Source organism: Rhodococcus sp. NPDC060176 (genome assembly GCF_042728675.1).
In the GTDB taxonomy this organism is placed as follows: domain Bacteria; phylum Actinomycetota; class Actinomycetes; order Mycobacteriales; family Mycobacteriaceae; genus Rhodococcus_F.
This window is the reverse complement of sequence record NZ_JBHWYS010000001.1, coordinates 711,214-724,421: the sequence shown is the minus strand read 5'-3', so window position 1 is coordinate 724,421 and position 13,208 is coordinate 711,214. Positions and strand designations below refer to the sequence as shown.

Below are 13,208 nucleotides of genomic sequence, written 5' to 3'. Positions count from 1 at the left end.
GTCCGAGATCAGAGGGTTGGAGTATCGACGAAGATGTCGATCGTCAACGGGGTCTGACCGCCGTACTGCGAGAAATCCGACATCCCCGCCTCGCGCAAGATCTCGACGTCGAGCACTGTGCGACCGGTATCCGTGCCGGCAGGACGCCCGAGAATCTCCATCGCCGCATCGGCCATGATCTCGGGCGAACGCGAGTGATCGATACTGTCGTCTCCCCCGAGTAGATTTCCGACAGCGGCAGTGGCGATCATGGTCTCCGGCCACAAGCAATTGCTCGAAATCGGTGTACCTGAATACTCCGCGGCGATGCCCAAGGCCGCCAATGTCATTCCGTACTTGGCCAGCATGTAGCCCGGATGAGCACCCAGCCAGTGCGGCGAAAAGTCGAGCGGCGGCGACAGCGTCAATACGTGCGCGTTGGCCGAAACCCGAAGGTGCGGAAGGCACGCTCGGGTGAGCGCGAAAGTGCCACGGACGTTGACCTGCTGCATCAGATCGAATCGCTTCATCGTGAGGTCTTCGCTTTTCGAGATGTCGAGGACGCTCGCGTTGTTGACCACGATGTCGATGCCACCGAAGTGCTCTACCGCTGCCGCCACGGCCCGCGCGATATCGTCGTCATTCCTCACGTCACCGACTACAGGAACGGCATGACCCTCGAGCTCGTTCAACTCGTCGACAGCGGTGTGGATTGTCCCGGCCAGCCGGGGATCCGGCGTATCGGTCTTGGCGAGCAACACGATGTTTCCGCCGCGGCGCGCTATCGCACGGGCGATGGCAAGTCCGATACCACGGCTTCCCCCGGACATGATCGCGGTTCGTCCGCGGAAGTTCTTGTCGTCCAAAACGAATCCTTGGAATCGTCGACGGTCTTCGTCGTTGCGGATGTGGCTGCGGGAAGTTCCGACACGACCACTCGTCGACTTCCACGATATGAGCGCCTTACCGCGATGACTACGTCCGCGGAGCATCAAGAATCATTGATCCGTTGTCCTGACGGAACAACGGATCAAAGCGATCAGCCACCCACCGGACGCAGGATCCACCATCCGCCGAGCACGAGCACCGCGACGTTCACGAGCATAAACAAACCGACCCAGACGATCGCGGGTATCGGTGAGAGCCTGGCCAATTGGTCTGCGTCCGAGTCCGGTGCCCCACCTCGTCGCATTCGCTGCCGTTGAAGTTCCACGACGGGGCGCGGTCCTGCAAAAAGCAGGAAGAGCGTCAGGAAGTACGCTGCGGCGACTTGCTGCTCCTGGGTCCCCCACCAGACGAGCCCGAACAACACGGCTCCCACCACCGCAAGTGAGAAGATGCCGTAGAGGTTTCGGATCAGGACCATCATGACCGCGATCACGAACACACCGATCCACAGCACCGAGACCGCACGCTGTGCCCCCAACAGACCGGCCGCACCGAGGCCGAGAATCGACGGTCCCACGTACCCCGCGAACGTCATGAGAATGACGCCGAAGCCGGTCGGCTTGCCGGACGAAATCGCGACACCCGAGGTATCCGAATGCAGGCGAAGACCTTTCAACCGTCGACCGACCAGGACGGCGACAATCAGATGAGCACCCTCGTGTGCGATGGTGACGACGTTGCGTGCGATCCTCCACAGGTGCGGCTCGAGAACGATGATCACGGCAATCAACGCGGCCAGCTGAACTACCCACGCCGGCGGATTGGGGCTGACAGCCGCCACCCGATCCCACGCGGTTTCGAGGGCGTTCACTCCGCTTGTCCGCGCAGGTATCGGCCGAAGTGCGGGACCGTGAATCCGATGGACCCACGTTCGGCCGAGTAGATGAGGCCCTTCTTGATCAGCCCGTCCCGTGCCGGCGACAGGGAAGCCGGCTTTCGACCGAGCTCGACGGCGATCTTTGCGGTCGCGACAGGTCCGTCGTCACCGGCGAGGTCGGCCATGGCGCGCATGTACTCACGCTCCGCCGGCGTTGCTCTCTCGTACCGTGATCCGAAGAATCCGACAGCGAGTTCTTCCTCCGCCGTCGGCGCGCCGACGCGCACGTCTTCTGCCGTGATCGGGCTCGACGCCGCCACATCCCACGTGGCTTTCCCGTAGGCCTGAACGAAGTACGGGTACCCGTCGGCCGCTTCGTATAGTGCGTCGAGCGCGGATTCGGTGAACTCGACGTCCTCACGCTCGGCAGGTGCAATCAGAGCCTGATCTGCAGCTTCACGCTCGAGGCGGTCGATCCGGTGGTAGCTGAACAGGCGCTCCGAGTAGCTTTTCGACGCCGACAGCACAGCGGGTAGATGCGGAAGTCCCGCCCCGACGACGATCAGCGGTGCCGCGTCCTGACTCAACTCGTGGCAGGCCCCGCAGATCGCCGAGACGTCCGCGGCACCGAGGTCCTGCATCTCGTCGATGAAGATGGCGATCCCGACGCCGACATCCCGGGCCAACGACGACGCGTCGAGCAGCAACTCGACGAGGTCGATCTCGATGTCGCCGCTGTCCGCGCGACCTTTGATCGCAGGTGCGTCGATGCCTGGTTGCCAGCGCTCGCGCATGCCTTTGTCCGCGGTGGCGCGTAGGGCAAACGATTTGAGGACTCCGAGGAACTGTTCGACCCGCTCCGGATCGCGATGGGAGACCGCGATCTCGCGGACCGCCATGTGGAGCGCTGACGAGAGTGGGCGTCGTAAATCCTGGTCGGGCCGCGCTTCGATCTTCCCCGTCCCCCAGCTTCGGGAGATCGCTGCCGAACGCAACTGATTGAGCAGGACGGTCTTACCGACGCCACGCAATCCGGTGAGGACAACACTTCGTTCCGGGCGGCCACGCGCAATTCGCTCGAGCACGACGTCGAAGGCATCGATCTGCTTGTCGCGCCCGGCGAGTTCCGGCGGGCGTTGACCGGCACCGGGGGCATACGGATTGCGCACGGGGTCCATGCCCACCGACGGTACAAGCCGAGTAGACGAATATCTCGCTCTCTAGCGCGTGTCCTAGAGAGAACTAGGAACCGCAATATCTGGCCCGACCTCGTCGAACCAAGCTCCGTGCATCGTCGTCTAGCAGTCCCGGCTTGACGCTCGGGCGAAGTCCCCGGCCACGTGGGCCCCAATTGCTCCGGCCAGAATGATCGCAGGATGCGCCGCGGCCAGATAGAGCCCAGGCACGCCTTCGTCGAAGCCCAGTAGCGGGCGGCCACCACGCGGAATGGGACGGTCAGCGATTACCGCCTCGATCAGTTCCACGTGGTCACCGCCCACGAGCTGACTGCGGATAGCCTGCAGCGTCGGCTCGGCAAGCTCACGAGCATCTCCTGAGAACCCGACCGGAACATCTTCAGCCGCAATCAGTGTCGTGTCGTTCAATTGTCTGATCTCGAAGTCCGGAGTGGAGAGGATTCCGTTCACCAATGGTTGCGGCGTCGAGAATCTGATGAGGCAACATGGGGAGGCGTCGACCTCGACGTCGACTCCCGCCGAAGCCGCGAGTCCGGGGATTGCAGTACCCGTGGCGAGGATTGTGGTCGATCCGTAAACGAGGCCGTCAGTGGTCAATACACCGCGAACCCTCCGACCTTCCGTGAGCAGAGAGAGCACCGAAACCTTGGAATACACTGTGGCGCCGTATTCTTCGGCACCGCGTAAAAGAGAACCAGCGAAAGCAACCGGGTCGATTCCACCGTCGTCAGGCGCATATGCCGCTACGGCGGGTGCTGTGCGCAATCCCGGCTCACGAGCAAAGACCTCATCTTCACCTATGAGTTCGACGGGATGACCGAGTGCTCTATGCTCATCGACGAATTTTCGAGTCTCCGCTTCCGTCCTCTCCCACGTGATCGCGCCTCTGCGGCGCAGACCGAATGACTCGACGAGTTCGCGCTCCAGGCAGTCGAACTCGACTGCGGCGCCATGTCGGAACGGATCGGAGTAGGTTTCTGCGGCACTCTTCGAGAGGCCGACCCAAGCAAAGGAGTTGCCGGTCACCCCACCTGCCACCGAGCCCCGCTCGAGCACGGTGACTCGGAGACCAACGCGCGCCAGGTGATATGCAATCGACGCACCGACGACACCGGCACCAATCACCAGGATCGGACTGTCGTTTCGACCATTCGGATGCGTCACCAGTGGACCATATCTGCGAGCCGCAACCTGGATCCACTCAATTTTGAAGCGAGGACTTCGGCGGTTAACGGAGGACTAGGCCTGTTCCCGCTCGGCGGCGAGGGCCACCGCCTGTTCGAAGGTATGGACGAGCACTGCACGTCGAGCGACCTTGTGATCCTCGTCCGGATCGAGTTCGTCGATGTAGCCATCCCACACGCGCAGATATCGATCGCGCCAGTCGATCAGCACTTGTGTCGATGGAAAGGTCACACCGACTCGTTTCGTATGGGCAATATTGGTGAGGATCTCGAGCCACGCCGGCACCATCTCCCCGCCCCATTCATCCGGCTCCAGACTCGAATCGTCTTCGAACTCGGCAGTGATGTCGTCCACGATTCGACCGGTCAGGGCCCCCAACCCATCCGCGACGGTGTCACTGTCAAAGTTTCCCGGACCCCAGACTCCCACAAGCCCTCCCGCTGTCGCTCGTATCGATAGTGGATAACCCGACCAATTAGACCAGCTCTGAGCCTGAGGCTGGCGCTACAGATCCTGTCAGATTCCCGGGAACTGAAGGTGCGCTTGGGTCTTTCCCAGAACCGTCTGACCCTTGTGCGTGACTGTGACATCGATCCGCGTTGTCCGCATTGTGGCGTCGATCCGCGCGATCTTCGCAGTGATGGAGAGATCAGCACCATCGACGGCATCGACTACGACGGGCCGAGTAAAGCGAGTTTCATACGAGATCACACCGCTCGGGTCACCAACCCAGTCGACGATGGCCTGCAAAGCGATTCCGGCAGTGAGCATTCCGTGCGCCAGAACTCCCGGTAGCCCAGCCGCAGTAGCGATTGCGTCGTTGAAATGGATCGGGTTCATGTCGCCGGAGGCACCGGCGTAGCGAACTAGGTCATCACGAGTGAGGACCAGATCAACCTTCGCGACGATGTCACCAAGGACGAGGTTTTCGAAAACCGGCACGGCGGGTACGGTCATGCGCCTTCTCCTCGCGCCAGCAGGGTCGAGGTGACCGTTGCGACCAAAGCGTCGGTCACGTCGTGGATCTCGGAAACTGTCGAGAGGATCGCACTGCCTGCTCGCACTGTCACCCCTGTAATCGTCAGTGTCGTAGACAGGTCATCGCCGGCGACTATCGGACGCTGATGCTCGATCTTCTCGGAAGTATGGACCACACGAGTCGGATCGAGCCCAGTATCCGGCGTGCGCAGCAGTGCCATGATCGCTCGCTGCTGGACAACGGTTGTGAATGTTGTCGGCGCGATGACATCGACGAACCCGGCCTCCCTGGCGACATCGACATCATGGTGCAAGGGATTGCTCGAATGCACCGCCAGAGCGAACTCGCGAATCTTCTCGCGCCCGACAAGGTACGAAGACGAGGGAAACACCCGGCCGGCGAGCGCTGGGTTCACAGGAGACATCCCGGAATACTAACGGCGGCCGACTTCGGGTTGATTCATGGCCTGAGGTCTCGTCGGCCCGAGAATGCGATCGAGGAGACGCTCAACCAACTGGACCGCCAATTCTGCTGTGGCGTAGCCGGGAAGCATCCCCTGGGCGAGCCCGGCGACAGCCGCCAGAATGAGCTCGGCGTCGAGGTCGGGATCCATTGACGGCGCAACCGCGTCCCGATTGGTCACTCGTTGAAGCTGGCCGGAAATGAGCGCTGTCAACTCTCTTGGGGCAGTTAGAGTCTCCTCAGCGGCGATTCCCTGTCCGGTCAGTGCGGCAGCGTGAAAGGCGCCGAGAACAATTGCTTCCTCTCGACGTTGCTGATCGAGCGGGAGCATGCCGACAAGGAACGCTGAAATAACCTCGCGGGGTGTCGCTTCCGCACCCAGAACAGACAACTCCTGCATGAGGCGAGCGCCCGCATCCTGACGAACGGCTTGATGCGTCGCGAGGAGGAACTCCCGCTTCGTACCGAAGTAGTACTGCACGAGACGCACCGAAATTTCAGCCTCGGCAGCAACGGACTGAAAGGTCACCGCCGCGAGCCCACCGTCGACAATCACTCGCCGCACCGCATCAGTGATCTCCCGTTGCCTCACTTCGTGGTCGACCCGTCGCGGCATGAGGCTGTCCTTTCCCTTTCGATATGGATGGAACTGACTCGTTAATGATACGCACGTACCGCATTAATGATACGTTCATACCATCAAATCGAAACGCAGTGAGAGGGGCACTCATGCCGAAGATCGGACGATTCAAGAACGAGGCATCGAAGCAGGCGTACGACCGCATCTACCGAGAACTGGAAGACACCTGGCCGGTTCCGTCGACACAACTCGAAGTGCCGACATCGTTCGGAACCACCCATGTCCGTAGGTCGGGGACCGGCACGGAGACGCCTATCGTCCTGGTGCACTCTCTCGGGGCCAACTGTCTGCAATGGCACATCGTCATCGAGGACCTGTGCCGAGACCGAGTCGTGTATGCACTGGACACGATCGGCACACCAGGCCGCAGTGTCCAGACTTCTCCATTGACCGGGGAGTCCGACTTCGCCACCTGGATCAGCGAGGTATTGAACGAACTCGAGGTCGATCGCGTCCACCTGGTCGGCTACTCACAGGGCGCGTGGCATGCCGTTCTCGTAGCACTGCACACCCCTGAACGACTGGCGAGTGTGACGCTCATCGAACCGGGTGGAGTCTTCGACAAGCCCTCGTGGCGTGTGCTGCTGAAGATGGTCCGCGCCGGGATGCGCCGCACCGACAAAAGTATTCGCAAGCTTAACGATTGGCTGTCCCCCGGGTACGTTCTCGGCGACCTCGAGTTCGCCCTCGCCAAGGAAGCGCTGAACTACCGGCCTGGTATCGGGTGGGCGCGAATACTCGAAGATGCAGAAGTGCAGTCGATCTCGGTTCCAATGCTCGTAATCTCTGGCGCTGAGACGGTGGTCTCCAGCCCCGAGCAGGTGGCCGCGAGGTTAGCTGATCTCGTACCTGAAGCCGAAGTGGAGATTTATGCCGGAACCGGCCACGGAATCCTGGGACACATACCTGATCAAGTAATTCCCCGACTCATGAAGTTCGTCCGCAATCACGACGACGCGAAGCGAACGTGATCTCGCCGATCAGGCGCCGGTAGGGCGGTAGCGAATCCGGTCTGCCTCTTCCAGATGCTGCACAAGCAATCGAAGGTGCAGTTCCCGGTCGACTAGGACGATCATCACCAGACGAGTCCACTCCTGGGTAGGGCACGTCCTGCTGCAACACTGTGATTGTGATGGAAGTGGCTGAACGAGATCGACCTGCAGGTCGATGGTTCCGAGGGGACTGTCACGTGCACTCCGTCTATTCTGATGGAGCACTGACCCCGCCGGAATTGGCTGCGGTCGCTCGCTCACTGGGGTTGGACTTCCTGGCCACTACCGACCACAACACAACCGCGGCTCACGAGGCGTGGCGGCACGAGGGCATTGCGCGTGAGTTGGTGATAATCCTCGGTGAAGAAGTCACCACCGGGGACGGACATTGGCTTGCCCTCGGCGTCCCATCCGGGCAACTGGTCGACTGGCGATACACCGCAGACGACACCATCGCCGCCCAACTTGACGTTGTCCATGAAGTCGGGGGCATCTGCGTCGTGGCACATCCGTACGCGCCTTACCCGTCGGGAACATTCATGTATCCGTACGACGGGTTCGACGCCATCGAAGTATGGAACGGCGCGTGGGATTCGAATCTGCCGTGGCAGGCGAACAACGAGAAGGCCCTTGCACATTGGGCAAGTCGACTGGTCATCGATGTTCCAGCCGGTTGCTGGATGCCGGCGATCGGTAATAGCGATACACATTTGAGTGGCCAAATGGGTGTACCGCACAATGTTGTCGCGGCCGATCGGTTGTGCGCAGACGAACTTGTGACTTCCATCAAGGCAGGCCGAAGTTGGATCTCTTCGGCACCCACAATTGAACTGTCACTGACGGCAACCGCTGACAATCAGTGCGTGCAGATTGGCGGCGAGCTGACCACCAATGGTGAACCGGCAATGGTTCGGGCAGCGATCAAGGGTATACCGTTCGGCACCATCACAATTCACACTGAATCAGGGCCGATCCACACCGAATCGTTGTCGAACACCGGGATCGGCGAATTATCACGTCTACTTCCCGTGGCCTCGACATTCGTCCGTATGGAGGCCCGCGCGCGTTCCGGACACATGGCTGCGCTGAGCAACCCCATCATCTTGAGGGGATAGAAAACAAGACCCAAGGAAGTTTGTTCGTCGCCGCGGTGGGCAGTGCAGCAGGTTTCCGGCCATGTTCAATGACGCTGCCAGATGCCCGTTCTCCTGGAAGAGTGCGTTTCGCGCTAGTTCTCAGTACCCGTCCGAACCGCCGAATACGAGTTCAGGCGCGCCCACCACCGGCCGCCCGGGATGCAACTGGTGCTGCAGCGACTCGATTCCTGCTGCGTCGAGTGTTCCTCGGTGAATCTGGCAGACCCAGTCGAAATCTTCTGTAGACCAAGCGATCTGATATCCGTGAGTCTTGGTTTTCCACGGCTCGTTCGATCGTGGTCGCCGGGCGATCCATCCCGCTTTATCACCGAGTTCGGCGGCGAATGCGCCGGATTCGGGTTCGATCGAGTGAACGAAGCGTGGAGTCAGGTCCGTCAGCAGGGGCACCCTGATGGGTTCGGCGGTGATCTCCTCATGAAACCAGCGTATCGATTCCTGCTGCGGTGTAGTTGGCGGTCCGCCGCGACCGGCGAGGCTCCTCGATTCGGCGTCGGTGACGACCGGACCGTCCCAGGTGAACAGGGAGGGGTCGAGGTGCTCCCCCACGGTGAGGTCGGTGTATGCGGCGCCGTCGATACCGTCGCCGGAGTGTTGGGCAAGTACTGCACCGGTTTCGGCGTCGACGACAAGCCGCAGCGACGGCTTCGGCAGATTCCGGCTCTCGCGTGGGGCGAGATCCACCGACCAGCATCGACGGCCGAGGAACTCGACGTCTGTCACCGGCCCTGTCGGGCGTGAATGATGGTTGCCGACCCAATGCTCAACGCGCGGGGTGATCGCGAGGTGTCGGCCCGCGCCGGGCGAGTGCACCTGGTGGAGTTCGGTGCAGCGCGGATGGTCTGGGTCGGCGGTGAAGTCCCAAGCGGTGGTGCCGTCGCTGACGAACATCACCTGCCCGTCGAGTGACTCGATCCTCGATCGGCGCCCCCACCGATACAGATGGACGCCGGGGAGGCGAACGGGAAGAAACACAGGTTCTTCACCGTAGCTGCCGTAGTAGTAGTGAAACGGTTCGTCGGAGTTGCGGTACGGGACCACGACCCCGTAGACCGGTTGCCTCGGGCCGTCGGCCATGGTCACCAACATCTGGACCCATTCGGTCATCACTGCCTCCGTTATGCATTCGGGTATCGGTCGTCTGCGGCCTAGGTCAACGCGCCTCCCACTGGTTTCGGTGAGCTTTCCGGCCCGATCGCCTGCGCCGCTCAGCTCAGACATGTAGGACTCCCGCGATCGCTTCGGAAGCCGCGGGGTAGGCGCAGGTGTCGGCTTGTTCCCGCAACTCTGCCGAGGCGTAGGACAGGAGATTGTCGAGACGAACACCTTGCTCGTCGTACAGATTCAGCCGAGCTGTCAACATCAGTCCGGGGTAGTCACGATGGCGGAATCGGACATGGATCCGGCCGCTCGGCCAGTGGCCGACGTACGTGGCGCTCACCTGGTCGACTTTGTCCGAGAACCGCATTCGGTCGAGACCGCGCAGGCAGTACTGCACGTACCCGTGATGGTCGAGTGGCTCGGGACCGACAGGCCAGCACCGATCGGTGATGTCGATGCCACCGGTGATCAGCGAATGGATCCCGCCATCGACCCCGGTGGAAAGTACCGACCGACCGACGGCAGGACGGGTAGCGGTCCTCGCAACCAACCACAGCCTCCCGCCCCCTGCGACCCCGTGCGCGACATCCATCCCGGGCAGCAGCAAGGTCGTCGCCGGCGACGAAGCCTCACCACGGTAGGCCCGTACAGTTGTGGCGCCACGCGTAATGGGGTCTTTGCCCCAGTACCAGCGCACGTTGCCATCGAATGCGCGCTTGCGGCGATGGTTTTCGTTGTAGTACTTATCCGCATACTCGCTGGTGTGCCCGACCTGCCGATCTTCCGCGCACAGGTAGGTGTCGCGGTCGATGCGCAGCGGGGCCGGATCATGCAGAGGTATCTGCAATACCGATGAGCTGTAACGCAACTCGAACCCTGCCCGCTTTCCTCCCGTGCCGTCCACACGCGGCACCCGTTCCCACGGATCGTGTTCGACACCGAGATAGAGCGACGATTCGTCGAACTCGGCCGACACGATCGCCGCGGCATCCACTTCGACCCGACGCATCCCACCACCCGGCTTGCTCACCAGCAGCGCCGGTTTGCGCCGCCGCGTCCGTGGCGGAATATCCGGCGAGGGTGAGATGTCATTGTGCCGACGTGTAGTCGTCATACACCAGGCGCCGGCGCGTCCCGCGCCGATCAGATGGTGCCCTTCGGTGTATTCGGACCGGTCGATGCCGTCGGTACCGACGTGAACCAAAGGGCCGTCGCGGTGATTCTGTATCCACAAACCGGACTCGTCGGCAGAGATCTGTGCTGGGCCGAATCCCGGAGGGGTCGGAGGAAGATCGGTCCACGCCACCAACCCCGCCAACGATTCTGTGTGCGGATCAATCAGTGCCGCAACGGGTTGATGCTCGTCGACCACCCACAGGTGAGCAGCGGCGAAGAAGACATATCGAGGGCGCAGGAACCTACGCCGGAGGTGGGCGCTCATGCGCCTTTCTGCAGAGTCATGACATCGACGGTACCAGCGAAACCGCATCGTGTACCGCAACGGTCGCCCGACTGGTTCGATTTCAGGGCTGCCGATCGCGCAACTCCTCGACGATAATCCACTGCGATCGAGGGTTGAGCGCACCGTGCGCTGTGATTGTTTCTTTGCTGCGGTGTCACTATCTTCTTTTTGGACGTTCGATCAGGACGATTCGACGTCAAGGCGAATGAACTCCGAAGTGCCCGAGCATGTTCGACGTTTGGTCATTGTCGAACTTGTTACCCGTCAGTCGGGGTAGGGTTCAGGGTTTTCCTGGATGAATCGCGAATTGCAAACCCGTACGCTATCGCAATGGACTTGATGGTCTGGATCGTCACGACGCCATTTCTTGCAGCAGCGCTTGCGGGCGTCATGCGACGAACGCTGGGGACGAGGGTCGGTTGGCCGCGAACACTGGTGGTCGCGGTGATAGCGCTCTCGGTGGGTGTCCCCTTGTCGGGCTACGCCGCGACATTCGCAGGAATTGCCAGCCAGGACGATCAACTTCTGGTGAGCGTGGGAGTAGCGCTCACGTTCTTCGGAGTTGTCGCACTCTGGGTGTTCGCGGCCTGCCTGGCAGTACTGGTCTTCCTCGAAGTTGTCGTTCCTACGGGGTCCTTACCGGGCCCGTCAGAAGCATTGCGGCGCAGCCGCAAATCCTGGCGACGGACGAAACGGTACGTCCAGATCACGGGCATCGTCGTGCGAGCGGGAGGCGGGCCGGCTCTCCGTGCCGGGCCGTCCGCGCCTCAGTTCGGGGACGCGCTTGTGGAAGTGATCAACCGGTGCGGCGTCACTTTCGTCAAGCTGGGACAGATCCTCGGCACGCGAGACGACCTCATACCACCTGAGCTGGCTCGCACTCTCTCGTCTCTGCAAAGTTCGGCACGCCCGGCTGATCCAGGCCGCATTGCGGAGCTACTGGCATCGGAACTCGGCGACACCCCCGAGTCGGTGTTCGCACGGTTCGATGCAGAGCCGTTTGCCGCCGCCTCTGTCGCACAAGTACATTCCGCGCGCACCACCGACGGCGTCGATGTGGTTGTGAAGGTTCAACGACCCGAGGCGAGCGCACAGGTGAGCGTGGATTGCGATATCTTCCTCCGCGTTTCATCCCTTGCGGAAACCCGTTTTCCCTGGGCACGCGATATCGGCGTTCATCGACTCGCCGGCGGGCTCGTCACGTCGCTGCTCGAAGAGCTCGACTACCGTACCGAGGCCGCGAACACCGCCACGATTGCCGCCACCATGGCGAGCCGACCAGATATTGTCGTTCCGCACATCTACCCCGAACTCAGCAGCGGGCGAGTGGTTGTGATGGAACGTCTTGACGGAATACCGCTTTCCGACGGCGAGGCAGCGCTCACCGACGTCGACGTCTACTCCCGCAGCAGAATTGCGAACGAGCTACTTGCGTCGCTGCTCGACGGGATCTTCGTCCACGGGGTGTTCCACGCCGATCTGCACCCCGGCAACATCATGATCCTTGACGACGGACGCGTCGGCCTACTCGACTTCGGCGCAGTCGGTGTTCTGGACGGGGAGACACGGATCCTGTTCGCAGTACTCCTGAATGCTGCACTGGCAGGTGACCCGGTGGCAACAGTCGACGCGATGCTGATGGCATTCGACGTGCCTGACGACGTGGATCGTGGAGCGCTGCGTCACCAAGTAGGCCGCGAGATCACCCTTCTCGGTCTTGCGCCCAATGTTTCCATGGGATCGTTCGCGCGAATGTTCACCGTGCTTCGAGAGCACCGAATAGGTGTGCCTGGAGACGTCGCAGCAGCTTTCCGTTCACTCGCGTCGGTGGAACGCGCCCTCCGGCTTCTGGATCCGAACATCGACCTCGTCTCCGCGGTGCGCGCCGAAGTACCCCGACTGTTGACCCAGGTCGCCAGCCCCACCGCAGCGGCGCAGGCGATGCTGTCGACGATTGCGGTCACAACGGCCGTGGTCAGGCGGCTGCCTGGTCAGCTCGACCAGATCACGACCTCACTGGCGTCGGGAAGCTTCACACTCCGTACCCGCTCCATCGCACACCCCGACGACAGGCGGTGGCTCCGACGGTCGGCGAACAACGCCCTGGGAATGGCGGCTGGCGTTGCTGCGCTGATAGTCGCGGCGATCCTGCTGTTCGTTCCCGGTGGACCACAGCTCACACCTCAGTTGTCCAGCTATGCGCTCGTGAGTGCGGTACTGGGCTTCGTAGGGGTCGTCCTGTGCATGCGGACCGTGTTCCGCTTGTTCACCCTCGACAACAGGTAACGAATAG

13 protein-coding genes are annotated in these 13,208 nt (G+C 61.7%); 3 read left to right on the top strand and 10 right to left on the bottom strand.

Annotated features, from left to right (window positions below):
• Positions 1–8 precede the first annotated feature (8 nt).
• From ACFWEM_RS03415 to ACFWEM_RS03380, 8 genes are all read right to left on the bottom strand, one after another.
• A complete protein-coding gene (locus tag ACFWEM_RS03415) occupies positions 9–845 on the bottom strand; it encodes an SDR family oxidoreductase (protein WP_378532722.1) in 837 nt (278 codons plus the stop codon).
• Between the two features lie 173 nt (positions 846–1,018).
• Positions 1,019–1,738 (bottom strand): M50 family metallopeptidase, encoded by a 720-nt coding sequence (locus tag ACFWEM_RS03410; protein ID WP_378447295.1) that lies wholly within the window; start codon positions 1,736–1,738, stop codon positions 1,019–1,021.
• Positions 1,735–2,922 (bottom strand): ATP-binding protein, encoded by a 1,188-nt coding sequence (locus tag ACFWEM_RS03405; protein WP_007729973.1) that lies wholly within the window; start codon positions 2,920–2,922, stop codon positions 1,735–1,737. The genes ACFWEM_RS03410 and ACFWEM_RS03405 overlap by 4 nt, the downstream gene beginning before the upstream one ends.
• A gap of 120 nt (positions 2,923–3,042) precedes the next feature.
• Positions 3,043–4,104, bottom strand: coding sequence for an NAD(P)/FAD-dependent oxidoreductase (locus ACFWEM_RS03400; protein ID WP_378531175.1), 1,062 nt, complete (start codon positions 4,102–4,104; stop codon positions 3,043–3,045).
• 75 nt (positions 4,105–4,179) lie between these two features.
• Positions 4,180–4,479, bottom strand: coding sequence for a DUF4259 domain-containing protein (locus ACFWEM_RS03395; RefSeq protein ID WP_378531173.1), 300 nt, complete (start codon positions 4,477–4,479; stop codon positions 4,180–4,182).
• A 162-nt stretch (positions 4,480–4,641) separates the two neighbouring features.
• Entirely contained in the window at positions 4,642–5,082 is a 441-nt protein-coding gene (locus ACFWEM_RS03390; protein ID WP_378531171.1) for a MaoC/PaaZ C-terminal domain-containing protein, read from the bottom strand.
• A complete protein-coding gene (locus ACFWEM_RS03385) occupies positions 5,079–5,528 on the bottom strand; it encodes a MaoC family dehydratase N-terminal domain-containing protein (RefSeq protein WP_378531169.1) in 450 nt (149 codons plus the stop codon). Before ACFWEM_RS03385 ends, ACFWEM_RS03390 begins: the two co-directional genes overlap by 4 nt.
• A gap of 9 nt (positions 5,529–5,537) precedes the next feature.
• The gene (locus ACFWEM_RS03380; RefSeq protein ID WP_378531167.1) at positions 5,538–6,182 is read right to left on the bottom strand and encodes a TetR/AcrR family transcriptional regulator; all 645 of its coding nucleotides are present in this window, start codon (positions 6,180–6,182) and stop codon (positions 5,538–5,540) included.
• A gap of 113 nt (positions 6,183–6,295) precedes the next feature.
• On the opposite strand from ACFWEM_RS03380, the gene ACFWEM_RS03375 reads away from it, so the two are divergent.
• Both ACFWEM_RS03375 and ACFWEM_RS03370 read left to right on the top strand, forming a co-directional pair.
• Positions 6,296–7,177, top strand: coding sequence for an alpha/beta fold hydrolase (locus ACFWEM_RS03375; protein ID WP_378531165.1), 882 nt, complete (start codon positions 6,296–6,298; stop codon positions 7,175–7,177).
• Positions 7,178–7,338: 161 nt separating this feature from the next.
• Positions 7,339–8,313, top strand: a complete 975-nt coding sequence (locus ACFWEM_RS03370) for a CehA/McbA family metallohydrolase (protein ID WP_378531162.1) — start codon at positions 7,339–7,341, stop codon at positions 8,311–8,313.
• A gap of 120 nt (positions 8,314–8,433) precedes the next feature.
• On the opposite strand, the gene ACFWEM_RS03365 is transcribed toward ACFWEM_RS03370, so the two are convergent.
• Together ACFWEM_RS03365 and ACFWEM_RS03360 are read right to left on the bottom strand one after the other, a co-directional pair.
• Positions 8,434–9,459: a hypothetical protein gene (locus ACFWEM_RS03365; RefSeq protein WP_378531161.1), complete on the bottom strand. Its 1,026-nt coding sequence runs from the start codon at positions 9,457–9,459 to the stop codon at positions 8,434–8,436.
• A 106-nt stretch (positions 9,460–9,565) separates the two neighbouring features.
• A complete protein-coding gene (locus ACFWEM_RS03360; RefSeq protein ID WP_378531159.1) occupies positions 9,566–10,894 on the bottom strand; it encodes a hypothetical protein in 1,329 nt (442 codons plus the stop codon).
• A gap of 351 nt (positions 10,895–11,245) precedes the next feature.
• Between ACFWEM_RS03360 and ACFWEM_RS03355 the strand changes: the two genes are divergently transcribed.
• Entirely contained in the window at positions 11,246–13,201 is a 1,956-nt protein-coding gene (locus ACFWEM_RS03355; protein WP_378531157.1) for an ABC1 kinase family protein, read from the top strand.
• The last annotated feature ends 7 nt before the right edge of the window (positions 13,202–13,208 follow it).